This is a genomic window from Profundibacter sp. (genome assembly GCF_965277155.1).
Classification (GTDB): domain Bacteria; phylum Pseudomonadota; class Alphaproteobacteria; order Rhodobacterales; family Rhodobacteraceae; genus Profundibacter.
In genome coordinates, this window is sequence record NZ_CBDIBV010000005.1 from 153464 (window position 1) to 178894 (window position 25431).

Here is a 25431-nt window from a genome sequence, read left to right on the forward strand (position 1 = left end):
CCGCTGATATTTCGGGAAAACGGCGCCAGTGGCACAGGATTAATAGGTCCTGACCCTAATTACTGTTCCCCAAATATCCTCGCCGAAGGCATAGAATCTAAATGTCCCGACAGTGACTATTATGCGCTCCGCGCGGGGATATTTATAGAACGATAATGGGACAGGCAGGACAGAACCATGAAGATACAGCTTACAGGCTATATTGATGTGCCTGCAGATCGCCTGGCCGAAGTCAGCGCCGCCCTGCCTGAACACATCCGGCTGACCCGCGCCGAAACGGGCTGTATCGGCTTTGATGTTACCCCTTCATCCGATGTCGCCGGTCGGTTTGATGTGGCCGAAGTATTTGCTGACCGAAACAGCTTTGATGCGCATCAAAAGCGGGCCGGTGCGACCAACTGGGCCAAGCTAACAAAAGGCATTCCACGGCATTACCAGATTGTGGAAATCCCCTGATGTCCACCACCGCGCGCGCTGCCATATGGATGATCGGTGCAATCCTGTCATTTTCGTCACTGGCCGTGGCGGGACGGACCGTCAGCGCGGAACTGGATACCTTCGAGTTGCTGTTTTACCGCTCGGTCATCGGCATTGTCATTGTAACAGGCGTGGCGGCAATGGCCGGCACCCTGCCTCAGGTCAACCGGCACCGTATCGGCACGCATTTACTGCGCAATATCGCCCATTTTGCGGGTCAGTCCCTTTGGTATTTCGCCCTGACCGTGATCCCGCTGGCGCAGGTGTTCGCGCTGGAATTCACCTCGCCCCTGTGGGTGGTGTTGCTGTCACCCCTGCTGCTGGGCGAACGCCTTACTCCGTTTCGCCTGATGGTCACAGCACTTGGATTTGTCGGCATCCTGATCATCACCCGCCCCGGGGCCGAGACCCTGAACTGGGGCGTCGCCGCGGCCGCATTGGCCGCTGTATGTTTTGCCACCACCAGCATTTTCACCAAACGGCTGACCCGCGATGTGTCGCTAACCGGTATCCTGTTCTGGCTGGTGGTAATGCAATCGATGATGGGGCTGGCTGTGGCGGGTTATGACGGGGAAATTCACATGCCATCCGCGGCGATTTGGCCCTGGTTGCTGTGGATCGGGCTGGCTGGTTTGATCGCGCATTTCTGCCTGACCAAAGCCCTGTCCATTGCCCCCGCCAGCACCGTCGTGCCGCTGGATTTCGCCCGCCTGCCACTGATTGCCGTGGTCGGCGCTGTTTTCTATGGCGAGGCACTGGATATCTATGTCTTTGCCGGGGCCGCGCTGATTTTTGCCGCCAACTATCTGAACATCCGTTATTCCCAGAGCGGTTGACCCCTGCTGCCCTGCAATCTACCTAGGAACAAAGAATAATTCACGGATTGCGACCATGTTCTATAATTCCGCAGACGACTGGAACAACGCCGCCCACAAGCGTGTGGCGTTGTTTGGCATGTCCGGCCTTGGCAAAACCCATGTCGCCAATATCCTGCGCCGCGATGGGCACTGGTTTCATTACAACGTGGATTACCGCATCGGCACCCGCTACATGGGCGAATTCATCGTTGATAATTTCAAACGCGAGGCGATGAAAAATCCGTTTCTGGCGGAACTGCTGCGCACTGACAGTATCGATATTTCCTCGAATATCTCGTTCGATAATCTGGCCCCGCTTTCGACCTATCTGGGCAAGCCGGGCAACCCCGATCTGGGTGGGCTGGCGTTCGAGGACTATATGCACCGTCAAAGTCAGCATCGTATTGCCGAGATCAATGCACTGAGTGACACCGGACACTTTATAAACCGTGCGCAAACCCTTTATAAATATGATAATTTCATATGTGATACCGGCGGGTCGATCTGCGAGATTGTGGAGCCCGATAATGAAAATGATCCAGTGTTGCGGCACCTGTCGGACAATCTGTTATTGGTCTGGATCAAGGGAACTGAAGCCCACGCAGATCAGTTGATCGCGCGCTTTAACGCCGCGCCCAAGCCGATGTATTACCCGCCCGAAATCATGCGCGATATGTGGGCCAGCTATCTGGCTGAAAAGGGCCAGAGCGAGGATGAGGTAAACCCCGATGATTTCATCCGCTGGGGATACGCCGAGGCGCTGCACCACCGCCAGCCGCGCTATGCGGCTATGGCTGAAAACTGGGGGGTGACAGTCGCCGCCGAAGATGTGGCGCAGGTCAGAACCCCTGCCGATTTTGACAATATGATCGCCGATGCAATCACCAACAAGACCCGCTAGGACACTGATATGCCTATAAGAATTCCATCCACCCTGCCCGCCTTTGACATCCTGTCGAATGAAGGCGTGATGGTGATGTCCCAGCGCCACGCCGACAAACAGGACATCCGCCCGCTGAGCATCGCACTGCTGAATCTGATGCCGCAGAAAATCCAGACGGAAACCCAGTTCGCCCGCCTGATCGGCGCCACACCACTACAGTTGGAATTGACCTTGATCCGCATGTCGGAACACAAAAGCAAAACCACCTCGGAATCGCATATGGGTGCGTTTTACGAGCCGTTTCAGGCGGTGAAGGATCGCAAATTCGACGGGTTGATCATCACAGGCGCACCGATCGAGCATCTGCCGTTTTCAGATGTGACCTACTGGGACGAATTGCAGGAAATATTCGACTGGACCCAGACCAATGTGCATTCCACATTCGGGGTTTGCTGGGGCGGGATGGCGATGATCAACCATTTCCACGGGGTTGATAAGCATATGTTGGGCGCCAAGGCCTTCGGCTGTTTCCGCCATCAGAACAAGCAATCCACATCGCCCTATTTGCGTGGTTTTTCAGACGATTGCGTGATCCCGGTCAGCCGCTGGACAGAAATGCGTCAGGATGAAATAGATGGCCGTGACGGGTTGGTGACATTGCTTTCCAGTGACGAGGTTGGCCCCTGCTTGGTGCAGGATGACGCCCATCGGGCGCTCTATATTTTCAACCATTTCGAATATGACACCGAAACCCTGAAGGGGGAATATGACCGCGATGTTGCCAAAGGCAAACCGATCAATGTGCCGGTGAATTACTATCCTGATGATGATCCAACCAAACCGCCGCTAAACAGATGGCGCAGCCACGGGCATTTGCTCTATACCAACTGGATCAGCGAAATCTATCTGACCACGCCGTTTGACCAGAACCTGATCGGTCAGGCCATGACTGATTTGCGGGGCTAGTTTGCGCAGCCTTCACACCCCATATACGCCTAAGGAGGCAGACAAATGACATTGCCCTTTGATGGAGCCATATCGAAATTCTTTGAAGAAACCGCGCCGGAAGAAGTGCGGCAGGCCATCCTGAATGGTGGGGAAAAAGACATTCTGTCGGCCAGCTACCCTTATCAAAAACGTATGGGGCGCAAGGAATACGAAGACACCATGGCCGCGCTACAGATCGAACTGGTGAAATTCCAGTCTTGGGTCAAGGCATCCGACGCCCGCGTTGCGGTGGTGTTCGAAGGGCGGGATGCTGCCGGAAAAGGTGGCGCAATCAAGCGGATACGAGAAAACCTTAATCCACGGGTGGCGCGGGTGGTGGCACTGTCCAAACCGTCGGACCGCGAGGCAACCCAGTGGTATTTCCAGCGCTATATCCAGCACCTGCCCGCCGGTGGCGAAATCACCCTTTTTGACCGCTCCTGGTATAACCGCGGTGTGGTGGAACAGGTATTCGGCTTTTGCACCCCCGAGCAGCGCCACAGTTTTTTCTGGCAACTGCCGGAGTATGAGGAAATGCTGGTGGATGAAGGTATCCATTTCACCAAGATCTGGCTGAATGTCGGGCGCGCCGAACAGTTGCGCCGTTTTCTGGCACGTGAAAAAGACCCGCTGAAGCAATGGAAACTAAGCTGGATTGATGTTGAAGGTCTGAACCGCTGGGATGCCTATTCCGAGGCCATCGCCGAAACCTTTGAACGCAGCCATACCGAAACCGCACCCTGGACCGTGATCCGCTCGGACGACAAACGCCGTGCGCGCATACAGGTGATCCGGTCGGTTCTGAGCGACATTGACTATGACGGCAAGGATGAAACCGTCGCCTGCCCACCGGATGATAAAATCTGCGGCGGGCCGGAAATGTGGGTCGAATAATATGCGCAAACGCGGCTATCACCACGGCAACCTGCGCGCCGCCCTGATTGATGCGGCGCTAAAGCTGATCGAGGAAAAGGGGCCGACCGGTTTCACCCTGTCCGAAGCCGCAAAGCAGGCAGGCGTCACCCCTGCCGCTGTTTATCGCCATTTCAAGGGCCGTGAAGACCTGATCGCCAGTGCGGCCTTGCAGGGCTATGTGATGTTCGGGGAATTGATGGAATATGCCGCTGAGGGCAAAACCGGTCTGGATGCATTTGAAACCTCGGGACGGGCCTATCTGGCCTTTGCCCGCAAATATCCGGGCCATTACATCGCGATGTTCGAAAGCGGTATCTCGGTGAACCAGTCGCCGGAACTGGCCCATGCATCGGGTCAGGCGCTGGGGCAGTTGGAAAAGGCCGCCCGTCTGCTGACCGAACACATGCCCGCCGATAAACGCCCGCCCGCATCGATGGTGGCGGCGCACATCTGGGCCATGAGCCACGGGGTGGTCGAGCTGTTTGCGCGTGGGTCCCCTGGCACCAAAAGCCCCTTCCCGCCAGAAGATCTGCTGGAAAGCGGAATCGGGATATATTTGCGGGGGCTTGGCCTGATCCCGCCCGATAAATAAGCCCGTAGAACGCAAAAAAGGCAGGGCGCAAACCCTGCCTTTTCGCAATTTCGTAACCAGTAGGCTTAGCGCTTGGAGAACTGGAAGCTACGACGCGCCTTGCGCTTACCGTATTTCTTACGTTCCACAACGCGGCTGTCGCGTGTCAGGAATCCGGCAGCTTTCAATGCGCCGCGCAGGCTGGGTTCATAGATCTGCAACGCTTTGGAAATACCGTGCTTGACCGCACCGGCCTGACCCGACAGACCACCGCCTTTGACGGTTGCAGTAACGTCGAATTCACCTTCGACACCGGCCACTGTGAAGGGCTGGCGCAGAATCATTTGCAGCACGGGGCGGGCAAAATACTTGTCCATGTCGCGACCGTTGACAGTCACCTTGCCGGAACCGGGCTTGATCCAGACGCGGGCAACCGCATCTTTACGTTTGCCCGTGGCATACGAGCGGCCCAATTCGTCACGAACGGGATCGCGCTGAATGGCGGCTTCAACAGCCTCGGCGGCGCCGGTTTCAGCGGGGGTGCCTGTGACGACTTCGTTCAGATCGTCCAGAGATTTGATTTCTTCGGTCATGACTGGCTCCGCGTGTTTTTGGAGTTCATAGCTTTCACGTCCAGAACCTCGGGGTTCTGTGCTTCGTGCGGATGCTCGGCACCGGCGTAGATACGCAGGTTTGTCATCTGAACGCGGCTCAGGCGGTTGTCCGGCAGCATGCGCTTAACGGCTTTTTCCACCACACGTTCGGGGAACTTACCCTCAAGGATCTGTTCGGCCGTGCGCTGTTTGATGCCGCCCGGATGGCCGGTGTGCCAGTAATAAATCTTGTCCGACCGCTTTTTGCCGGTCAGCTGGATTTTGTCGGCGTTGATCACGATCACATTGTCGCCCATATCCATGTGCGGTGTGAAGGTTGGCTTGTGCTTGCCACGCAAGCGCATGGCGATGATCGAGGCAAGACGGCCCAGCACGACGCCTTCGGCGTCGATGATGATCCATTTCTTCTCGATATCTGCCGGTGTAGCAGAGAAGGTTTTCATGGTTTCTACCCTATTTGAAACGGTGCAATTGGCCCGATGGGCCGCCTGCAGGAATTGATTGCGTCTATCTATAGGGTTTTGAGGCACAGTCAAGCGCGGTAAGGTTTGTTTTATACTGTGTAAACAATGGGTTATAAAATAGGTATTATTTTACCCCACTTAAACCTCGATCAAATCCGGCGGATTGCTCAGCAACCGCTCCAGCGCATACATCGCGCGCTCAAACGCCTCCAGCGGGATTTGCCCGTTCACCGTGATGCGCACCGCATGGGGCGCGCGGCCGTCCAGCAATGCGAAATCGTCGGCCGAGCGCAGGCGAATGCCCTGTTTTTCCGCCGCCCGACAGAAATTCGACGCCCGCCAGCCCCGCGGCAGTTTCAGCCACAGGAACGGCACATCGTTGCGCCATTTCAGATCATAGCGCCCCAGCACATTAACCGCGATCCGCACATAGCTGTTGACGCGCTCGACAATAGCGGTGCGGATTTGTGGCAGGTCCGGTGACTGCAGCACCATTTCGGTCAGATCGGTGATGGTGATGGCCAGCCCGAAGTGGTTGAACTGCGCCGTTCTGCGCAATGTCTGCGCCTTGCCCTGCGGTGCCAGCGCGAACCCGACCCGCAACGAGGGCGTTAGCGATTTGGACAGGGACGACACATACCACCCCAATTCGGGCAGCAACTGGCGATAGGTCGGCAGACCGCTGCCCTGCATGTGGTAGCAATCGTCCTCAAGCACCGCGCAGCCGTATCGCCGCGCCACTTCGGCCAGTTCCTTGCGGCGGGTCAGGCCGGTGTGGCCGGTGGTCGGGTTGTGAACCTCGGGCGAGGTGCAGAAGACTTGCGGGCCGTATTTCCGGCAGGCGGCTTCCAATTCGTCCGGCCGCACCCCTTCGCTATCGCATTTCAGCCCGACAACACCGGCCCGCAACAGGCGGGCAGCGTGGCGGAAACCGGCATAGGACAGATCCTCGGCGAAAATCATCGGCTTGAGGTCTTTCAACACGATTTGCAGGATCATCATGATGGCGTTTTGCCCGCCGTGGCTCAGCACGATATCCTCGGGCTCGAACCGGCCCAGTTGCACCCCCTGCAACCAATCGGCAATTGCAATCCGCGCGTTCGCTTCGGTCGCCTGACTGGGATACTGGATCAGGTTATCATTGGGCATCTGCGCCATGCGGGCATAACAATTGCGGATCAAGGCCTCCTGCCCCACGTCCGGCAACAGCGGGGACAGCAGTTCAATCCGGTCCGGCACTTTGGTCGGACGTGCGCCAATCTCGATCGGCTTGTGCTGTGGCATCGCCTTGGGCTCGGCCACAAAGGTGCCCCGCCCAACAGCGGCTTCCAGCAACCCTTCGTCGGTCAGTTTTGTATAGGCCCGCGCCACGGTGCCCGGGGTGACCTTTAACTGCCAGCCCAACTCGCGCACAGGCGGAAGACGCTCACCCACCTGCAATTGTTCCGATACAATCGCCTGACGGATCGCGTCGGTCAAAGTCAGATATTTCGGGCCATTACCGGTAGATAGATCAGGAAACCAAATTGTATTCATTACAATCTTTCATTGGACGTCAGTAGATTCGCATTGTATCCATTCCCTATAGCGGAAACCTCCGTTTGTATCAATACAATTATTCAGGAGCGCGCCATGACTTATATTTCATCCCACCCAGCACAGCGCCCCACGCTGTTGCAGTCCCGCCTACCCCAATCGCCGCTGGCGCTGGTGGTGATTACGGCGGCCAATACGCTTCTGACATGGGATTTGCGGCGCCGCACACGGCGACAGTTGCAGAATTTGACAGATACCGAGTTGCAAGACATCGGGCTGACACGCGACGAAGCTTATACGGAGGCGCGTCGTTTGTTCTGGCAGGGCTAGCATCCCCGCTTTGCCGGAACCTCTTCCTGGGGTCGGATTTATCCGGCCCCTTTTTTATCTACCGGCCTGCGCCATAGCGCAGCTATAACTCCTAAACACAACCCGGTTGATGATTGGGCAAACAAGGTAGAGGCCCCTATTATTACCTGCCGAAACACATCTGCCGCCCATGAGTTACAGGTGTAAAACAGATGATATTTTCCAGAGCCGGAATAAAACCGTCAACGGCGGATTAAAAACCGGTCAAAGGGTGGCGCGAAAGTAGGGCACTACAGTTATGCCCGTTTGGGGCTGTTTTTTCAGCTGGTTTTGAAGGTGTTAGGTTACCCCGTCTTGGTGCGTGTAGCCCTCAAATAGCAAGCATGTGCCACGGCGCATTGGCCGTTAGATTAATTATTGTGCGCGGCTTTGGTTGAGACGATAGCATTCGCCATTCATTTCAAGAAGGTTGACGTGGTGGATCATATGGTCGAGCAAGGCGCCGGTTAGCCGTCCGTGAACCCGCATTCGCCCTGTTGCTGGTCAAATCGCTTGGCCATATGATGCTGCTTGCGCGGGCGCCCTTTATCCTCCGCCAGCCAGGTATCAATCTGATCCGTAAATGCATCCAGTTTGGGTTGCTTGATCAAGGCCTTCGACGATATTCGGGAGGTTCCGAATACGTCAACAACCTGGCCTCACTATGCCGTCTGATCCCGAAATCCCGTGCAATTGCTCTGCCGCTCAACGTTTCCTGAAAATGGTCGTGGCGTACCTTCAAATATATCTCCACAGTATAAGTCTCCAAGCCCTTCCGAGAGTAACGAAAGGGCATAAGTGACCGGCTTTTTGCCGCCGGCGACTGCATAATACCGCCGCTCCTGTGGCCTAGTATTGCGCCGCCGTTTTGCAGGTTTAATGGGTAATTGCTGATGCGTTATAATTGTCAATGCCTTCAACAGATCTAACGCACAGAAATCTCTGTTAGAGGTGGTCCCACTTTTTTGACCAGTCAGCAGCCAGTTTAAGATGGATCAGGGTTTCATTTAGGCTGCCAAACTCATTGGTTTTGTTTTTCTGTCATAGGCTTCATCCGGGGTCAATATTCCGTGGGTGGAATGCGGGCGCTCGGTGTTGTAGTAAGCCAACCATTTCCCGATCCCGGCGCGGGTCTGCGAACCCGTTTCAAATGCGTTGAGGTAAATGCATTCGTATTTCAAGGATCGCCAAAGCCGCTCGATCATCCGGTTATCGACCCAGCGACCTTTGCCATCCATCGAGATTTTCACGTCGGCTTCTTTCAGCGCCTGCGTCCATTCAAACCCGGTGAACTGGCTGCCCTGGTCGCTGTTCATGATATCGGGCTTGCCGTATTTGGCCATAGCCTCTTTCAGGGCTTCAACGCAAAAATCTGCCTCCATGCTGTTTGACAATCTCCAGCTCAAAACCTTGCGGCTGTGCCAGTCCATGATCGCGACCAAATAGAGGAACCCGCGCTGCATCGGAATGTAGGTGATATCTACGCACCACACATGGTTTGGACGATCAATCGTCAGGTCTCGCAGCAGATACGGGTAGATCTTATGCTGCGGATGTTTCTTGCTCGTGTTGGGCGTCTGGTAGATCGGAACCAACCGCATCAGCCGCATCAAACGGCGGACCCTGTGGCGACCACACTTGTAACCTTGGCGCTGCATGTGCCGGGCCATTTGCCGTGATCCATACCACGGCGTCTGCAAGAATTGCTTGTCGATTATTGTCATGAACCGCAAATTTTCAGCACTTTCGCCTTTTGGCTGGTAATACAGGTTCGAGCGCGCCAGAGAAAGTAGCCCGCATTGTCGTCGCACACTCAGATCATGCTCACGGCTCACCATTTTTTGCCTCGCTTCCCGAGCAACTGTTGCGAGGCGTTGGCTAAAAAATCCCGTTCCACGACCAGCTGACCAATCTTGGAGTGCAGCTTCTCAATCTGGGCTTCATCAACCCGATCAGGATCACGGCCCCGTCTGGAAAATGCCGTGGCCATGTTTTCAATCGCTGCTCGTTTCCATGTGCCAATCTGGGTTGGATGCACACCATACTTCTTCGACAGCTCCGCCATCGTCATTTCCTCGCGGATTGCTTCAAGCGCAACGCGGGCTTTGAATTCGGGAGAATGGTTCTTTCGTTTCGTCATTTTGAATCGTCTTTCTCATAAGTCGATCCACCTTAACAACTGGTCCGAATTTCCGCGACCACCTCTGTTAGCACCTCCAGAACATCAGAACCCCCTACCCGCCTTTCGATGGTTGCGCTTGCGGCGCTATGTCTTGATGATGATTTCGTCAGGGAGCTGGTAATGTCTGGGCAGTTGAGCATTGAACAAACAATTGATGTTTATGCCTGCGCGGCCTCACAACAGCCAAAATTCTGCAAAATGTATGGGCTTGGGGCATCGATGATTTCTGGCAATGCATCCAGTAGCATTGTAAGCGGTGTCCCGTGCCCACCTTACGCTTGAGGTAGCGATCTGCGATTCAGTTCTTTCCTGTAGTTTGGAAAGGAGTTTCTCCATGGAGCACTCAGCGGAGTTTATCAGTGAGATTGAATTGATCGCCGGGCCACGAGGCCAGCGTCGGTGGCCGGATGACTTGAAGGCGCGGATAGTTGCGGAAACGTTGGTTGAGGGCGCGACTGTGAACGCGGTTGCGCGGCGGTATGATTTGCGTCCCAATCATTTATCCGAATGGCGACGGCAGGCACGAGAAGGTAAGCTGGTTTTACCAATGGTGCCCGAGGATGTAGAATTTGCGCCATTTGTTTTACAGGAAGAAAGTCGTGTTGATGCGCCGGTTGGCGGCGGCACGCTGGATGTGATCCGAGGCGAGGTGACGGTGCGGTTGGATGCGATGACACCAGCGGGCCGGATTACCGAGATTGTTTGCGCCCTGAATGCCACCGCATGATATTCCCTTCCAACCGGGTGCGGATATTCGTGGCGGCCGCGCCTGTGGACTTTCGCAAGGGCCATAACGGGTTGGCCGCGCTGGTGCAGAACCATCTGCACAAGGATCCATTTACGGGAACTGTATATGTGTTCCGCTCGAAGCGGGCGGATCGGCTGAAGCTGCTCTATTGGGACGGCTCGGGTTTAGTGATGGCGTATAAGCGGCTGGAGGATCACGTGTTCAAATGGCCTACCATTTCCAACGGTATGATGCGGCTGAACCACGCGCAGTTCGAGGCGCTATTTGCGGGCCTGGATTGGCGCAAGGTTCATGCACTAGAGGCTCGTCCACCAGCTGCGGCAGAGTGAATCACGCGGGCATTTGAACGAGTATTTGCGGGCCGGTTTTGCTATAAATCGGTCATGACAAATGCCGATGATCTTCCCGATGATATTAACGCCTTGAAGGCTCTGCTACTCGCGTCCGAAGGGCGTAATCAGCGCAAGCAGGAACGAATTGATCGTCTGGAAAAGCTGTTAGCCGACTTCAAACGGGCCTTGTTCGGGGTCAGGTCCGAGAAGGTCGATCCCGGGCAGTATGAACTGGCACTGGAAGATATCGAAACGGCGATGGCGGCCATTCATGCCGAAGATGAAGCGGTTGATCCGCCCAAGCCAAAGCAAGCACGGCGCAAAACCAACCGTGGCCATTTGCCCAAACATTTGCCGCGTGTTGAAGAAATAATCGAGCCTGAAGATACAGCCTGCAGCTGCGGGGCGGAACGTCATATCATTCCCTGCCCGGCAGGTGATTGCAAGCAATCACCGATAGGGGCGAGGACACCTCCGAGCGGCTCGATATTATCCCCGCTCAGTTCCGTGTGATTGTCACCCGCCGCCCGAAATATGCTTGCCGTTCTTGTGAGGCGGGCATTGTGCAGGCCCCCGCCAAACCCCGTCTGATCGAGGGTGGTATGCCGACCGAAGCAACAGTGGCCAGCGTGATTGTTTCCAAATACGCTGACCACCTGCCGCTGTATCGGCAGGCTCAAATCTATGCGCGACAGGGCGTCGAGCTGGATCGCTCAACGCTGGCATCCTGGGTCGGTAAGGCTGCATACGAACTGCGACCCGTCTATGATTGCCTGCTGGCCAATCTCAAACAATCGTCCAAGTTGTTCATGGATGAGACCCGCGCACCAGTGCTGGACCCGGGACAAAAGAAGGTCAAAACCGGCTACTTCTGGGCGCTGGCCCGTGATGATCGCCCTTGGTGCGGCGACGCCCCTTCCGGGGTGGCCTTCACCAATGCGCCGGGGCGTGGCGGAAAATATGCCGATGGTATTTTGCAGGACTTTAGCGGTATCCTGCAAGTGGACGGCTATGCCGGTTACAACCGCTTGCTCAAGTGTACCCGTCAGGATGTGCAACTGGCCTATTGCTGGGCCCATGCACGGCGAAAACTTTATGACGTGGCCAAGGCCAGTGCCGCTCCGATTGCACAGGAGGGTTTGAAGCAGATTGCCGCCCTCTACCGGATCGAGGCCGAGATCAAAGGCCAGTCCGCCGGTGCGCGCCTTGCGGCACGCATCGAACGCATGAAGCCAAAGTTGGAATTATTTGAAAAATGGCTGACCCACAGCCGCGCGAAGGTATCGGCCAAATCCCCGACCGGCGAGGCCCTGAAATACATCGCCAAATACTGGTCTAAGACCTCTGCATAACATCGGGATTCCCCCGGGTTGGCCGTTTTGGTAAGCTAGCCGAGAAATCTCTGGGGTGAATAGATGGACCTTTTCCTGCACGAAGCGGCGGCACGGATCGGCGCGGATGACGTTCTGTCGAAGATCGACGCGCTGATGGATTGGAACTCGTTTTTGCCGATCCTGCGGCGCGGTCTGGGGCGCTCGGGGATCGGGCCTCAGGGCTATGATCCGCTGGTTCTGTTCAAGTGTCTTCTGGTTGGCCAGTGGCACGGGCTGAGCGACCCGAAGCTGGAGCGGGCCTTGAAGGTGCGGCTGGATTTCATGCTGTTCTGCGGGCTCGATCTGCACGCGTCGGTGCCGGATGAGACGACCCACTGCCGGTTCCGCAATGCGCTGGTCCGGGGTGGCGTTTACGATGAGCTGCTGGCCGAGGTCTGCCGCCAGATCGAGGCGCATGGGCTGAAGCTGAAAGAGGCTGAGGCGGCGATCATTGATGCGACCCTGATCGCGGCGGCGGCGCGCCCGCGCACCCATATCGACGCCCCGCAGGACCGGGCAGAGGACGGGGCAAGGGAAGGGACGCCGGATGATCCGCCCGAGGTCTCACCCGACGGGGCACAGCTGCATTTCAGCGCCGACCCTGATGCCCGCTGGGTCAAGAAGGGCCGCAAGAGCACGCTCGGCTACAAGGGCTTTGCCCGCTGCGACGAAGAGGGCTTTATCGACAAGGTGCACACCACGCCCGCCAATGCCGCCGAAAGCCCCGAATTCGCCACCATGATCGCGGGCGCAAAGGCGCAGCGGGTGCTGGCCGACAAGGCCTATGCGAGCAAGGCCAACCGCCAGATGCTGCGCGGCAAATACCGCGACGGCATCCTGCGCAAGGCAGCGCGCGGCCGCCCCCTGCGGCAATCGGAGAAACGCTTCAACCGGCTGATTTCGAAACGCCGCTTCCGCATCGAGCAGACTTTCGGCACGATGAAACGCCTCTTCGGCCTGCAGCGGGCGAGATATTTCGGGCGCGCCAGGGTGCATGCCCAGATGGTCATGGCCGCCATCGCGCAAAACCTGCTCAAGGCCGCAAACAGGATCACCCTCAACCCGCAAACCCCCGCAATCGCATAGCCCCAAACCCCGCCACCCGTCTGTCCGCCGGACCCGCAGGGGCGCAAGGTGGGCGGCCGAAATCTTGCTTCAACCGAAAGCCATGGCCTCATGCAGAGGTCTTCCAGAGCATAAAAACTTAAAAGAATGGTTCGGCGATACATTCGATCCCAACCAACCTGAAACCGACGAACTCAAAATGGAGCTTCTAAAATTGGCAAAACGTTGGAAAACTCGGAAATAGTGCGCGCGGATCAAGCGCAACGTGGGAACAGAGCACCGCTTACGTAGCATTGTAAATTATGAAACCGGTATTAAGGTGGAAAACATCCTGCTTATTACCCATGGCATGGCACCGTGGCAGAGGTAAAACAGGTCCGCAAGATGTAGTCTTATATGCGGATGGCGCGCTTCACTTAAGCTAAAAAGGGAATGTGATGAATACAGACAAAGCTGTTGAGGACAACATCAATCCCGTAGAAAAACCGCGCGGGTTCAAAACCATCATATTAATCCTGTCGATTGCCGGTAGTGTCGCGAGTTTGGTGGAAATTCGAGGACGGCGTAATCTCCGGGTGCATCGAAGCCACCCAACCGGCGGCTGGAACCGCCAAGGAGATCACGCCATGACAAAGAATACAGCAACATCGACATCCGCGCTACTGGCCAATGAAGCAGGCTATGACCCGATTGAAGACCGGCTGCGCCAGAACATCCGCGCGACGATCGAGGCGGTTTTCGAAGAGGAGCTGGAGCAGTTTCTGGGCCGTTGCCGGTATGGCCGCAGCGGCGGGGCAAAGGCCGGATACCGCCACGGGCATCGCGAGCGGCAACTGGTCGGAACATTTGGAACCGAAACGGTGCGCGTGCCGCGTGCGCGGATCACAGGCGAGGCCGGCAAGGCCAGAGAATGGCGCTCGAAGGCATTGCCCCGCTACCAGCGGCTGACGAAGAAGGCCGAGGCGCTGATCGCTGCTGTCTACCTTTCGGGCACCAACACACGGCGGGTAAAACGCGCCCTGTTCGGCCTGTTTCAGGGGGCGGTCAGCAAGGATGTGGTGAGCCGCGCCTGGCGCAAGGTGAAGGTGGACTGGCAGGCGTGGTGCGCCCGCAGCCTTGCGGATGAAGACATCGTGCGGCTGATCCTGGACGGCACCGTGATCAAAACGCGGATTGACAGGAAGGCCACCAATATCTCGGTTCTGGCCGCGATTGGCGTGCGCCGGGATGGGCAGAAGGTCTTGTTATCACTGATGAACATGGGCGGCGAAAGCACCTCCGCCTGGCGTCAGTTCATCAACGATCTGGATGCGCGCGGGTTGAAACGGCCCGAATTTGTCATCGTGGACGGGGCACCGGGACTTGAGGTCGCTCTCATTGCCCTCTGGGGTGAAGATCTGCCGATCCAGAGGTGCACGGTGCACAAGCACCGCAACCTTCTGGCCAAGGCACCCAAGCGTATGCATGATGAGTTGACAGAAGATTACCGCGACATGATCTACGCCAAAACACCCGAGGAAATCGCCACCCGCCGCAAGGCATTTCTGCGAAAATGGCGGCTGAAATGCAAGGCCGTCGCTGACAGCTTGGAAGAAGCAGGAGATAAGCTTTTCACCTTCACGCGTCTGCCACAAGGCCAGTGGAAATCGGCCAGAACGACAAATGCGATCGAACGCCTGAACGAGGAATTCCGCCGCCGCATCAAGACCCAGACCGTGCTGCCAGGCGCCGAGACCGTGCCGATGCTGCTTTGGGCTCTGATGGCCTCGGGGCAGATCGTCATGCGAAAGGTCGATGGCTGGGAAACGCTCGCTCAGCCCGTCGCCGACGCAACCCTTGACCAAGCCGCCTGACCGGCGCATAACTCAACCCGCTCGGAGGTGCCTGAAATCAATTTCCACCACTTTCGAGACACAACCATTCAGGAATACCCACTTCCAGATGCGCGCCTGTTATTCCAAATGCACAATACATATTCTGAGCTGGGAAATACGGCTCAATGAATTTCAGATGCAGAACGTTGCTGTGAACCATGCTCGATTCCAAAATCCCATCGTGGAAGTAGTTGACTGAAGCCAACGCGGACTGGGCTAATTCTGAGCCCAAAACCAATGGTTTTGGAGAAAACATATCGGGAAACATGTGCGTTAAACATCCTTACGTCAAAGACGGCGGGGTGAACCCCGCCCTACGGCATCTTCCAAGCGTAGCGGATTATCACCAGCAGCAACAGAACCTCGGTCAGGCTGCCGAGCCAGTAATATATCCACACCTCGCCAATGCAACTGCCCAGAATGGTGAGCGCATAAACGGCTGCCACGATGATGTTGGACAAACGGTTGGCGCGGGGTGGCAGGATCAGGGACAGGGAAATCATCAGGCTGGGGATGATCACATAAATCGTGGTCAGCAACAGAAAACTCTGGTCCACCGTGAACACGGCAACCTTTCCGGCCAGCGCGCCTTGCAAAATATCGGCGCGGAAAAAGGCGAAGATATCGACATAGGCAAAGATGAACAATAGCGAGGTCCAGAGTGCGGCAATCTTTAGCCGCGTATCTATGGGTGGGGCCGCGGTGGCGCGTGCATTATCCGTCATTTCGTCCTCCGACGTCAGATCGTGAATATAAACCTGCGGTATGCGCCTCCCGTACCTCAGGACAGGATCGGCCGACCCTGCCCCCCAGTCTGGCAGGATTATTCCGCAACAGCCAAGCCCTTTTCCTCGTCCGCCTGCTGGCGGTTCCACATCTTGTAATAGCGCCCGTGATGCGACAGCAATTCGTCGTGGCTGCCCTGCTCGACGATCACGCCATCCTCAAGCACCACAATCATATCCGCATCCACAATGGTGGACAGGCGGTGGGCGATGGTGATCACCGTACGCCCTTGCCCCATCTCGCGCAAACTGTCCTGGATGTCGCGCTCGGTCTGGGTATCCAGCGCCGATGTGGCCTCGTCCAGCAGCAGGATCGGCGGGTTTTTCAACAGGGTGCGGGCGATGCCGACGCGCTGTTTTTCCCCGCCCGACAGTTTCAGCCCGCGTTCACCTACGGTGGTGTCGTAACCATCCGGCAGGCTGAGGATAAAGTCGTGGATTTTCGCAGCCTTCGCGGCGTCCTCGATCTCGGCACGCGTAGCTTCGGGGCGCCCGTATGCGATGTTGTAAAGGATAGTGTCGTTGAACAGCACCGTATCCTGCGGCACCACACCGATTTGCGCGTGCAGGCTGACTTGGGTCACATCGCGCACGTCCTGATCGTCAATCCGCAAGGCGCCTTTGTTGACGTCATAAAAGCGGAACAACAACCGCCCGATGGTCGATTTGCCGCTGCCCGACGGCCCGACGATGGCCACGGTTTCCCCGCCATGAACCGTCAGGCTGACGCCCTTCAGAATGGGCCGCGCGGCCTCGTAGCCAAAATAGACGTCGTCCAGCTCGACTTTGCCTTCCGTCACCACCAGCGGCTTGGCGTCGGGTTTGTCCTTCACCTCGGCGGGTTGTTCCAGCAGGGTGAACATTTCGCCCATATCCACAAGGGATTGGCGGATCTCGCGATAGACCGTGCCAAGGAAATTCAGCGGCATGGTGATCTGGATCATATAGGCGTTGACCATGACAAAATCGCCCACCGTCAGATCGCCACGCTGCACACCCATTGCAGCCATCACCATCACGGCCACCAGACCGGCGGTGATAAACACCGACTGGCCGAAATTCAGAAAGGCCAGCGAATAGGATGTTTTCAGCGCCGCCGCCTCGTATCCGGCCATGGAAACGTCATAGCGTGCGGCCTCGCGCGCCTCGGCGCCAAAGTATTTCACGGTTTCGAAATTCAGCAGGGAATCGATGGCCTTTTGATTGGCGTCGGTGTCCTGATCGTTCATCTGTTTGCGGATTTTCACCCGCCATTCGGTGACCTTGAAAGTAAACCAGACATAGGCCCAGATCGTGACAACAACCACGGCCAGATACCAGACATCAAACACAAAATACAGAACCACACCAATCATCAGCAGTTCCAGAATCAGCGGTCCCATGCTGAACAACAGGAACCGCAGCAGGAATTCCACCCCCTTGACCCCGCGTTCAATGATCCGGCTAAGACCGCCGGTTTTGCGGGTGATATGATAGCGCATTGATAAGCGGTGCATATGTTGGAAGGTTTCCAGCGCCAGAGCCCGCAAGGCCCGTTGCGCCACCCGGGCAAAGGCCACATCGCGCAATTGCTGAAAGCCGACAGTCATCAGTTTGGCCACACCATAGGCCACCGTCAAACCGATCGCCCCTGCCCCCAGCATCCATGCCGGATTGTTGGCCTCCCCTGAAAGCGAATCCACCGCAGCCTTGTAGAAAAACGGGGTGAGCACCGAGACCAGCTTGGCCAAGACCAGCAACATCATCGCCACAACCACGCGCCGTTTCACCCAAGGCTGATCCTTGGGCCACATATAGGGGGCCACCTTGCGAATGGTGCGCCAGTTCTGGCGGCGTTCCTCGGGGGTGAATTCGGTTTTAGTGATCCGGCTGACCATATCGCGGCTTTCCTATAGGGTGGACACCCGAATGTAATGGCCCCCGCACCGGATTACCAGCACCTATAGCGTTTCGACTTAATATTGCATCATGCCCTGCCAGTGAACGCCATTGCTACGCAATCACTGCCTCGCTGGCAGGGCATGATACCTGTTTCAACAAAAAGTCGAAACGCTTTAATCGGGCACTGCAAACACTTGTCCGGGGTAGATCAGATCAGGATCGCGGATGCTGTCGCGGTTGGCCTCGAAGACACGCACATACAACATTCCATCACCATAGGTTTCCCGCGCAATCGCCCAAAGGGTAGAGCCGGGTTGCACTGTGACCGAAATTGCCGGGGCCGTTGCCGTATTCTGGGTGCTTTGCAGGGTTTCGGCTGTTTCGCGCTTGAACGGTGTTTCGGTGCGCGAAACCACGGCCCCCGTCGCATCGACCTGATCCACCCTTAGCGTATAGATGCCGCTATCGACATCGGGCAATTCGGTGTGCCAGCCACCACCGGCGTCAATCGGTGTGGTCAGCACAGGCTTGTTATCCAGATAGACCCGAACAAAGCCCTCATCAGTGCCACGCCCCGATAACTGGACTTCGCCGGCGGCATCATAAGTGATCGCGTCGATCACCACGTTGGTTGTCATTTCCGGGCTGCTGTCGGCAGGCTGCAAGACACGCACGCCGTCTTTTGTGGCCAACAGCACGGCAGGGGCTTTGGGTTCAGAAGCGTTGTCAGCCACAGAATCCGCGCCCTCAACCGGTGCAGGTGTGGTGCTAGCAGGCGATGTCGCGGTGGCCACCCGGGCTGGGTTGTCGGAACTTGCCCCAGTCGCAGTGTCAGGCGTCGTTTCGGTTGTTGTGCCTGTGACCACAGCCCCTGCAACTTCGGTTTGTTCAGGCTTGGGTTCTTCATCTGATGGGCTGTTCCGAGTTGGTTGTGCCACGGCCTGTCCATCCGTCAAAGCGGCTGTTTCAGAGGTTGCGCCCTCGGGCATAGGTGTTTGGGGGGCGTCTGTTTGATCAGGTGTTGCCGCAGCTGTGTCCGCTTGCATTGCGCTGGCAATTTGTTCTTCCGGCTCTGCCGGGCTGGTCACCGGGGCCAGAATAACGCTGTTGTCAGATGTAACAACAGCATCCCCTTCACCGGGAATGGACAGGGTAATAACACGGGCCGTATCGCTGGGTGGAAGTGTCAGAAGCGCAACGAAATTGCCTTGCTTATCAGCGGATGCACGGGTGACTTCGCTGCCATCCAGCAGGATTGTTACTTCTGTCCCCGGTTGGGCAAGTCCGGCAATAACCGAACTGCCATCCGGCTCAACCCGCACCACATCAAACTCGGGGGCTGGAATAGTGGCTGTCTCTGCCCCTTCTGAATGCGCCTCACTGGGGGCATCGGTTTGCGCGTTTTCTACAGCCGTTTGCGGCGCGGTTGCATCCTCACCGGCATTCTGCACGGTTGGGGTATCCGCAACAGGTTGCATCACCGTTACCGGTGCCTGTTTGTTGCCAAAAAACTGATAGCCCAGATAGGCCGCCAACGCCAAGGCAACAGCAGCGGCCCCTCCGGCCACCATTTGAATTCCGGACCCAAGCGCAGTCTTGTTTGTCATCTTGTTCTTCCCTTTACGCACAGCCCCCAACGGCCCCGTGCTTGCACGACCATAGCAACAGCGGTATCAGCGGTCAAAAGCCCTTTTCAAGGAATTTGTCGCATGTCTGTTCCCCCATCCCCTGCCCGCCTGTCTGTCTGCGTTTATTGCGGCTCCCGGTTTGGTGCCAACCCCGCCTATAAAGCTGCCGCAACCGAATTGGGACAGACATTGGCGCAACAGGGCTGGCGGCTGGTTTACGGTGCGGGCGATGTCGGGTTGATGGGGGCCGTGGCCTGCGGGGCGCAAGCGACAGGCGGCGAAACCTTTGGCGTGATCCCCGAACATTTGTTGAAACGCGAAGTGGGCAAGCGGGATTTGTCGCAATTCATTGTCACCGAAAACATGCACGAGCGCAAAAAGGTAATGTATATGAATTCGGACGCCATTGTGGTGTTGCCCGGCGGGGCGGGATCACTGGACGAGATGTTCGAGGTTCTGACATGGCGCCAGTTGGGCCTGCATGAAAAACCGATCTATCTGCTGAATGTCGATGGCTATTGGCAGCCCCTTTTGGCGCTAATGGACCATGTGATTGAACAGGGGTTCGCCGATACCAACCTGCGCGACTATTTCGATGTGGTGGAAACCGTGCCTGCGCTGGCCGCAGCCCTGCGCAACGCCCTTTCCTGACGCAGCGCGTTCAGCGAATAGATCGCCAACGCCAGCCAGATCAGCGGGAAGGCAATCATATGCCAGCGGCTGACCGCTTCGCCAAAGGCGACAACTGCGACGATGAATTGCAGGGTCGGGTTCAGGTAGAACAGCAACCCTTGGGTGGCGAACCCCAGCCGTTTGGTGGCATAGGAAAACAGGATCAGCGGCAAGGCTGTGATCAACCCCAGCCCCATCAGCATGACAGTGTTGTACCAGCCATCGCCAAATGCCGCGACCGTGCGCCCGTCAAAATCGTTCCAGCCCCGCGCATGAATGCCCCACAGCCAGACAATGGCCAGCGGCAACAACAGCAGCACTTCTGTGGTGACCGACACCACCGGCCCCACCGGCACCTGTTTCTTGATCACCCCGTAGGCGACAAAACTGATAGCCAGCGACAGCGATATCCAAGGCGTCACCCCCAGACCCCATGTCAGCAGGCCCACTGCGCCTGTGGCCAGCGCCACCGACAGGATTTGCACCCGGTCCAGCCGTTCATGAAACAGCACCGCCCCCAGCAAGACCGAGATCAGCGGGTAGATGTAATAGCCCAGACTGGATTCGACCGTGCGGCCGACCTGAATCGCCCAGATAAAGATGCCCCAGTTCACCGCGATCAGGATTGACGAAGCCAGCATCACCGCCAACAACCCGCGCGCGCGGAAAATCACGCCGATTTCCCCCAGCCGCCCCTGCACCGCCAGCACGATGCCAAAGAACACCAGCGACCACAGGGTGCGGTGCGACAGCACTTCCAGCGGGGGAACATATGACAGAGCCTTGTAATACAGCGGTGACAGGCCCCACAGGACGCAGGCCGCGATCATGGCGGCGATACCTTGTTGTGTGCGTGTCATCGGCTGCTCCAAATGAAAACGCCCCCCGCATCGCGAAGGGCGCCGACGATCAACACTGTTGCCGTTTTTAGATTTCGTCAACCGCTTTTTGCAGCATGCCGCGCACCACATCGGCCACTTTGGGCAGTTCAGCATTATCAACGCCCATCATCGAGGCCACAGGGTCAATCGCGCTGACCTCGACACCGTTATCCACGGCCCGCAGGATCACGTTACAAGGCAGCATCGCGCCCAGCTTCGGCTCCAGCTGGATCGCGTCATAAGCCATCTGCGGGCTACAGGCCCCCAGAATTTTATACCCCGGCATGTCCACATCCAGCTTTTTCTTCATCGTCGCGGATACGTCGATTTCTGTCAGCACGCCAAAACCGTTGGCCGTCAGCGCCGTGCGGGTGCGTTCTTCGGCTGTAGCCATGTCGGTATCGGCCAGAATGCGGTCCAGAGTATAGCTCATTTTATATCTCCTTGGATGGGTGAAAGGGGGCGGGCACAGCGCCCACCCCGGTTATTTAGGCGTTGGCCAGACGTTCGGCCACGTTTTCCCAGTTCACAAGTTTGTCAAGGAAATTGGACAGGTAAACCGGACGCTTGTTGCGGAAGTCGATATAGTAGGAATGCTCCCACACATCGCAACCCAGCAGCGCAGTTTGCCCGAAACACAGCGGGTTCACGCCGTTTTCGGTTTTTGTCACCTTCAGCGTGCCGTCGGTATCAACCACCAGCCAGCACCAGCCCGAACCGAACTGGCCCGCACCTGCAGCGGTAAACTGCGATTTGAATTCGTCGACCGTGCCAAAGGCATCCTTGATGCGGCTTTCCAGCTCGCCGGGCATGGCGCCGGAATTCGGCCCCATCATTTCCCAGAACTGGCTGTGGTTCCAGTGTTGGGATGCGTTGTTGAAAATACCGTTCTGGGCGACAGCACCGGCGTCATATGTGCCGGTGATGATGTCTTCCAGCGATTTGCCTTCCCATTCGGTGCCGGCAATCAGCTTGTTGCCGTTGTCGACATAGGCCTTGTGGTGCAGGTCGTGGTGGTATTCCAGCGTTTCCTTGGACATGCCGGCATCGGCCAGCGCATCATGTGCATAGGGTAGATCGGGAAGTGTAAAAGACATATTAGCCCCCTTGGTTGTTCGCGTGAAAATCTATGCTGATAGATGCAGCGGCCAAGGGGGGAAGGTCAAGGTTTTTCCCTATTTCAAACATAGTGACAAAAGCGCTTACTTGGTAACCCTGCACTTTCCGGAAGCACCCAAATCCCAAATATACCCCGCAGGATTGGCTCTTACGATTGCCTTGTTTCCCCGTGCTTTCAGGATCGTCAAACGGTACATAAAGCGTGACATGGTAACACCTCGTTCAGCCTTTAGACCCTTCACTTCCCACTTTACGGTCAACCGTTTGTCACTGTACACAACAACGGTCACCAAGATAGGTTTGCCATAAGCCTCTTGGATAGGCGAATCGTTCAGAGGTGGTCGCGGAAATTCGGACCAGTTGTTAAGGTGGATCGACTTATGAGAAAGACGATTCAAAATGACGAAACGAAAGAACCATTCTCCCGAATTCAAAGCCCGCGTTGCGCTTGAAGCAATCCGCGAGGAAATGACGATGGCGGAGCTGTCGAAGAAGTATGGTGTGCATCCAACCCAGATTGGCACATGGAAACGAGCAGCGATTGAAAACATGGCCACGGCATTTTCCAGACGGGGCCGTGATCCTGATCGGGTTGATGAAGCCCAGATTGAGAAGCTGCACTCCAAGATTGGTCAGCTGGTCGTGGAACGGGATTTTTTAGCCAACGCCTCGCAACAGTTGCTCGGGAAGCGAGGCAAAAAATGGTGAGCCGTGAGCATGATCTGAGTGTGCGACGACAATGCGGGCTACTTTCTCTGGCGCGCTCGAACCTGTATTACCAGCCAAAAGGCGAAAGTGCTGAAAATTTGCGGTTCATGACAATAATCGACAAGCAATTCTTGCAGACGCCGTGGTATGGATCACGGCAAATGGCCCGGCACATGCAGCGCCAAGGTTACAAGTGTGGTCGCCACAGGGTCCGCCGTTTGATGCGGCTGATGCGGTTGGTTCCGATCTACCAGACGCCCAACACGAGCAAGAAACATCCGCAGCATAAGATCTACCCGTATCTGCTGCGAGACCTGACGATTGATCGTCCAAACCATGTGTGGTGCGTAGATATCACCTACATTCCGATGCAGCGCGGGTTCCTCTATTTGGTCGCGATCATGGACTGGCACAGCCGCAAGGTTTTGAGCTGGAGATTGTCAAACAGCATGGAGGCAGATTTTTGCGTTGAAGCCCTGAAAGAGGCTATGGCCAAATACGGCAAGCCCGATATCATGAACAGCGACCAGGGCAGCCAGTTCACCGGGTTTGAATGGACGCAGGCGCTGAAAGAAGCCGACGTGAAAATCTCGATGGATGGCAAAGGTCGCTGGGTCGATAACCGGATGATCGAGCGGCTTTGGCGATCCTTGAAATACGAATGCATTTACCTCAACGCATTTGAAACGGGTTCGCAGACCCGCGCCGGGATCGGGAAATGGTTGGCTTACTACAACACCGAGCGCCCGCATTCCACCCACGGAATATTGACCCCGGATGAAGCCTATGACAGAAAAACAAAACCAATGAGTTTGGCAGCCTAAATGAAACCCTGATCCATCTTAAACTGGCTGCTGACTGGTCAAAAAAGTGGGACCACCTCTTAGCGTTTGAATACGCGGCATGAACCCGACATATCAATTCCGCCACGCCATCACCCGCAAACCCGCCGCCAGCATCACCCAAGGCCTGCGCGCAATTGACATAGGCACGCCGGATCTGGAACGCATGCAGGCCGCCCATGACGCCTATGTCGCCACCCTGCGCGAAACCGGCGCCGATGTGGTTACCCTGCCACCCCTGCCCGCCTATCCCGATAGTGTTTTCGTCGAAGACACCGCCCTGTGCCTGCCCCAAGGGGCAATTCTAATGCGCTCGGGTGCTGCCAGCCGTGCGGGCGAGGTGGACGAAATGGCCCCGACCCTGCGCAATCACTACAAAGAGGTGCGCCGCATCAAAGGCCCGGGCACAATCGAGGGCGGGGATATTCTGGTCACGGCAAAGGAAATTCTGGTTGGCCTGTCGGATCGCACCAATCAGGCAGGCGTGGACGAACTGGCCGATCTGCTGCGCGACTGGGGCTACAAGGTGCGGGCCATCACCGTTCCAAAAGGTGTTCTGCACTTCAAAACCGATTGTTCGCTGCTGGACGGGGAAACCATCCTGTCCACCCCGCGCCTTGCCCCATCGGGGTGTTTTGACGGCTACAATGTAATCCACACGGCAGACGGAGAAGAGGCCGGTGCCAACGCCATCCGTTTCAACCAATTCGTGATCATGGCTGCCGGTTTTCCAAACACAGCCAAACGCCTGCGCGATACGGGATACGAGGTGCGCGAAATCGACAATACCGAATGTGCCAAACTGGACGGCGGCATGTCCTGCCTGTCGCTACGGTTCTAGCCGCTCGATCAATGCCGGCCCTTGTGCCTTGTTGGAGTTCACGGCCATGCCAACCCGATGTTTACACAATGCCCCTTCAGGGGCTGGCCGCATCAATGTTGCAGCCCCCTTGCCTTCCTCGCCCAGCCACAGCCCCCATTGATCCGGCGGCAGGATCACCGGCATCCGGTGATGCACCGCTGCCATTTCGCCATTCGCACCCGTGGTGACAATCGCGCAGGTATCCATTGGGGCATCCCCCTTGTCCCAGCGCTGCCAGATACCGGCAAACACCACCGGCGTGCCATCCTCGCGATAGATATACCACGGCAGACGCGCACCACCTTCGCCCTTGCTCCATTCATAAAAACCGGTGGCGGGGATCAGGCACCGCCGGCTGCGACAGGCATCGCGAAAGGCGGGCTTTTCAGCCAACGTTTCCGCCCGCGCGTTGATCAGCAGCGGGCCATCGGTTGACGTTTTATACCACTGCGGCACAAACCCCCAGCGCATCGAGACCAGCCGCCGCCCTTCGCCGCTGATCACGGCAGACACGTTGTTCGTCGGGCAAATGTTGTAATTCGGGGTCACGGGCAGATTATTCGCAGGCAGCGCCGCAAACATCTGCACCATCGCATCCACCGGCATTAACAGGGAAAATCGTCCACACATGGGGCCACCCTAGAGCACATCCAATCTAATCGGAATAGTGTATTCACCGCGCAACCCGAGGCAGCGTTTGCACCCGCAAATGCGTTCGGGTTGTCTGGTGAATTCAATTGGGTTGGATTTGCCCTATCAGGCCCGCGCAAAATGCAAAACACCCCGCGACTAACGGCGCAGGGTGTTTCTGTCTGTTGTCAGTCCGG

General features: G+C 56.8%; 27 protein-coding genes and 3 pseudogenes. 15 read left to right on the forward strand and 15 right to left on the reverse strand.

The window, feature by feature from the left end; genetic code table 11:
• Nucleotides 1-177 precede the first annotated feature (177 nt).
• Genes ACQY4M_RS04790 through ACQY4M_RS04815 form a run of 6 tightly spaced genes read left to right on the forward strand, consistent with a single transcriptional unit; the run spans nt 178 to nt 4711 of the window.
• Nucleotides 178-456 (forward strand): putative quinol monooxygenase, encoded by a 279-nt coding sequence (locus ACQY4M_RS04790; protein WP_428541485.1) that lies wholly within the window; start codon nt 178-180, stop codon nt 454-456.
• Nucleotides 456-1313 carry a DMT family transporter gene (locus ACQY4M_RS04795; RefSeq protein ID WP_428541488.1) on the forward strand — a complete coding sequence of 286 codons (858 nt, stop codon included), beginning with the start codon at nt 456-458 and terminating at the stop codon, nt 1311-1313. The genes ACQY4M_RS04790 and ACQY4M_RS04795 overlap by 1 nt, the downstream gene beginning before the upstream one ends.
• 55 nt (nt 1314-1368) lie before the next feature.
• Nucleotides 1369-2235, forward strand: coding sequence for an ATPase (locus ACQY4M_RS04800; protein ID WP_428541491.1), 867 nt, complete (start codon nt 1369-1371; stop codon nt 2233-2235).
• 9 nt (nt 2236-2244) lie between these two features.
• On the forward strand, nt 2245-3183 hold the full coding sequence (gene metA / locus ACQY4M_RS04805) for a homoserine O-acetyltransferase MetA (protein ID WP_428541494.1): 939 nt from the start codon (nt 2245-2247) through the stop codon (nt 3181-3183).
• A gap of 45 nt (nt 3184-3228) precedes the next feature.
• Complete coding sequence (gene ppk2 / locus ACQY4M_RS04810) at nt 3229-4098, forward strand: polyphosphate kinase 2 (RefSeq protein WP_428541497.1); 870 nt, start codon at nt 3229-3231, stop codon at nt 4096-4098.
• A gap of 1 nt (nt 4099) precedes the next feature.
• Entirely contained in the window at nt 4100-4711 is a 612-nt protein-coding gene (locus ACQY4M_RS04815; RefSeq protein WP_428541500.1) for a TetR/AcrR family transcriptional regulator, read from the forward strand.
• Nucleotides 4712-4776: 65 nt separating this feature from the next.
• On the opposite strand, the gene rpsI is transcribed toward ACQY4M_RS04815, so the two are convergent.
• From rpsI to ACQY4M_RS04830, 3 genes are all read right to left on the reverse strand, one after another.
• On the reverse strand, nt 4777-5283 hold the full coding sequence (rpsI, locus tag ACQY4M_RS04820; RefSeq protein ID WP_428541503.1) for a 30S ribosomal protein S9: 507 nt from the start codon (nt 5281-5283) through the stop codon (nt 4777-4779).
• A complete protein-coding gene (gene rplM / locus ACQY4M_RS04825) occupies nt 5280-5747 on the reverse strand; it encodes a 50S ribosomal protein L13 (protein WP_428541506.1) in 468 nt (155 codons plus the stop codon). Before rplM ends, rpsI begins: the two co-directional genes overlap by 4 nt.
• 159 nt (nt 5748-5906) lie before the next feature.
• A complete protein-coding gene (locus ACQY4M_RS04830; RefSeq protein ID WP_428541509.1) occupies nt 5907-7304 on the reverse strand; it encodes a PLP-dependent aminotransferase family protein in 1398 nt (465 codons plus the stop codon).
• A 96-nt stretch (nt 7305-7400) separates the two neighbouring features.
• Between ACQY4M_RS04830 and ACQY4M_RS04835 the strand changes: the two genes are divergently transcribed.
• The gene (locus ACQY4M_RS04835) at nt 7401-7634 is read left to right on the forward strand and encodes a DUF1127 domain-containing protein (RefSeq protein ID WP_428541512.1); all 234 of its coding nucleotides are present in this window, start codon (nt 7401-7403) and stop codon (nt 7632-7634) included.
• A gap of 38 nt (nt 7635-7672) precedes the next feature.
• On the opposite strand, the pseudogene ACQY4M_RS04840 reads toward ACQY4M_RS04835, so the two are convergent.
• The 4 genes and pseudogenes from ACQY4M_RS04840 to ACQY4M_RS04855 all read right to left on the reverse strand — a co-directional run.
• Nucleotides 7673-7843: pseudogene (locus ACQY4M_RS04840) on the reverse strand (hypothetical protein); the annotation flags it as partial.
• A 184-nt stretch (nt 7844-8027) separates the two neighbouring features.
• Nucleotides 8028-8126, reverse strand: a pseudogene (locus tag ACQY4M_RS04845) (ATP-binding protein); the annotation flags it as partial.
• Nucleotides 8120-8263 (reverse strand): hypothetical protein, encoded by a 144-nt coding sequence (locus ACQY4M_RS04850; protein ID WP_428542114.1) that lies wholly within the window; start codon nt 8261-8263, stop codon nt 8120-8122. The gene ACQY4M_RS04850 and the pseudogene ACQY4M_RS04845, both read right to left, overlap by 7 nt.
• 396 nt (nt 8264-8659) lie before the next feature.
• Nucleotides 8660-9792 (reverse strand): IS3 family transposase gene (locus ACQY4M_RS04855; RefSeq protein WP_428539245.1). Its coding sequence is split into 2 segments (ribosomal slippage): nt 8660-9540 and nt 9540-9792, totalling 1134 coding nucleotides; the frame shifts between segments, so codons are not numbered across the junction.
• A gap of 376 nt (nt 9793-10168) precedes the next feature.
• Between ACQY4M_RS04855 and ACQY4M_RS04860 the strand changes: the two genes are divergently transcribed.
• From ACQY4M_RS04860 to ACQY4M_RS04880, 5 genes and pseudogenes are all read left to right on the forward strand, one after another.
• A complete protein-coding gene (locus tag ACQY4M_RS04860; protein WP_428541515.1) occupies nt 10169-10561 on the forward strand; it encodes a transposase in 393 nt (130 codons plus the stop codon).
• Complete coding sequence (tnpB, locus tag ACQY4M_RS04865) at nt 10558-10911, forward strand: IS66 family insertion sequence element accessory protein TnpB (protein WP_428541518.1); 354 nt, start codon at nt 10558-10560, stop codon at nt 10909-10911. The genes ACQY4M_RS04860 and tnpB overlap by 4 nt, the downstream gene beginning before the upstream one ends.
• 54 nt (nt 10912-10965) lie before the next feature.
• Nucleotides 10966-12245: pseudogene (tnpC, locus tag ACQY4M_RS04870) on the forward strand (IS66 family transposase); the annotation flags it as partial.
• Nucleotides 12246-12329: 84 nt separating this feature from the next.
• The gene (locus ACQY4M_RS04875) at nt 12330-13373 is read left to right on the forward strand and encodes an IS5 family transposase (RefSeq protein WP_428539221.1); all 1044 of its coding nucleotides are present in this window, start codon (nt 12330-12332) and stop codon (nt 13371-13373) included.
• A 605-nt stretch (nt 13374-13978) separates the two neighbouring features.
• Nucleotides 13979-15205, forward strand: a complete 1227-nt coding sequence (locus ACQY4M_RS04880) for an IS256 family transposase (protein WP_428542083.1) — start codon at nt 13979-13981, stop codon at nt 15203-15205.
• A gap of 37 nt (nt 15206-15242) precedes the next feature.
• Here the strand turns inward: ACQY4M_RS04880 and ACQY4M_RS04885 are convergent, their stop codons facing one another.
• The 4 genes from ACQY4M_RS04885 to ACQY4M_RS04900 form a co-directional block, all read right to left on the reverse strand.
• Nucleotides 15243-15494, reverse strand: coding sequence for a hypothetical protein (locus ACQY4M_RS04885; protein ID WP_428541521.1), 252 nt, complete (start codon nt 15492-15494; stop codon nt 15243-15245).
• A 46-nt stretch (nt 15495-15540) separates the two neighbouring features.
• Entirely contained in the window at nt 15541-15951 is a 411-nt protein-coding gene (locus ACQY4M_RS04890; protein ID WP_428541524.1) for a DUF6326 family protein, read from the reverse strand.
• Nucleotides 15952-16049: 98 nt separating this feature from the next.
• Nucleotides 16050-17888 (reverse strand): ABCB family ABC transporter ATP-binding protein/permease, encoded by a 1839-nt coding sequence (locus ACQY4M_RS04895; protein ID WP_428541527.1) that lies wholly within the window; start codon nt 17886-17888, stop codon nt 16050-16052.
• Between the two features lie 177 nt (nt 17889-18065).
• Nucleotides 18066-19499 carry a LysM peptidoglycan-binding domain-containing protein gene (locus tag ACQY4M_RS04900; RefSeq protein WP_428541530.1) on the reverse strand — a complete coding sequence of 478 codons (1434 nt, stop codon included), beginning with the start codon at nt 19497-19499 and terminating at the stop codon, nt 18066-18068.
• A 102-nt stretch (nt 19500-19601) separates the two neighbouring features.
• On the opposite strand from ACQY4M_RS04900, the gene ACQY4M_RS04905 reads away from it, so the two are divergent.
• Nucleotides 19602-20171, forward strand: coding sequence for a TIGR00730 family Rossman fold protein (locus tag ACQY4M_RS04905; protein ID WP_428541533.1), 570 nt, complete (start codon nt 19602-19604; stop codon nt 20169-20171).
• Here ACQY4M_RS04905 and rarD read toward each other — a convergent pair.
• From rarD to ACQY4M_RS04920, 3 genes are all read right to left on the reverse strand, one after another.
• The gene (gene rarD, locus ACQY4M_RS04910) at nt 20108-21052 is read right to left on the reverse strand and encodes an EamA family transporter RarD (protein WP_428541536.1); all 945 of its coding nucleotides are present in this window, start codon (nt 21050-21052) and stop codon (nt 20108-20110) included. The genes ACQY4M_RS04905 and rarD overlap by 64 nt on opposite strands.
• A 67-nt stretch (nt 21053-21119) precedes the next feature.
• A complete protein-coding gene (locus ACQY4M_RS04915) occupies nt 21120-21506 on the reverse strand; it encodes a DUF302 domain-containing protein (RefSeq protein WP_428541539.1) in 387 nt (128 codons plus the stop codon).
• A 55-nt stretch (nt 21507-21561) separates the two neighbouring features.
• Nucleotides 21562-22170: a superoxide dismutase gene (locus tag ACQY4M_RS04920; RefSeq protein ID WP_428541542.1), complete on the reverse strand. Its 609-nt coding sequence runs from the start codon at nt 22168-22170 to the stop codon at nt 21562-21564.
• Nucleotides 22171-22591: 421 nt separating this feature from the next.
• On the opposite strand from ACQY4M_RS04920, the gene ACQY4M_RS04925 reads away from it, so the two are divergent.
• Nucleotides 22592-23724 (forward strand): IS3 family transposase gene (locus ACQY4M_RS04925; RefSeq protein ID WP_428539245.1). Its coding sequence is split into 2 segments (ribosomal slippage): nt 22592-22844 and nt 22844-23724, totalling 1134 coding nucleotides; the frame shifts between segments, so codons are not numbered across the junction.
• Nucleotides 23725-23803: 79 nt separating this feature from the next.
• A complete protein-coding gene (locus ACQY4M_RS04930) occupies nt 23804-24583 on the forward strand; it encodes a dimethylarginine dimethylaminohydrolase family protein (protein ID WP_428541545.1) in 780 nt (259 codons plus the stop codon).
• Here the strand turns inward: ACQY4M_RS04930 and ACQY4M_RS04935 are convergent.
• Nucleotides 24572-25234: an SOS response-associated peptidase gene (locus ACQY4M_RS04935; RefSeq protein WP_428541548.1), complete on the reverse strand. Its 663-nt coding sequence runs from the start codon at nt 25232-25234 to the stop codon at nt 24572-24574. The two genes, ACQY4M_RS04930 and ACQY4M_RS04935, sit on opposite strands and share 12 nt — an antisense overlap.
• Nucleotides 25235-25431 lie beyond the last annotated feature (197 nt).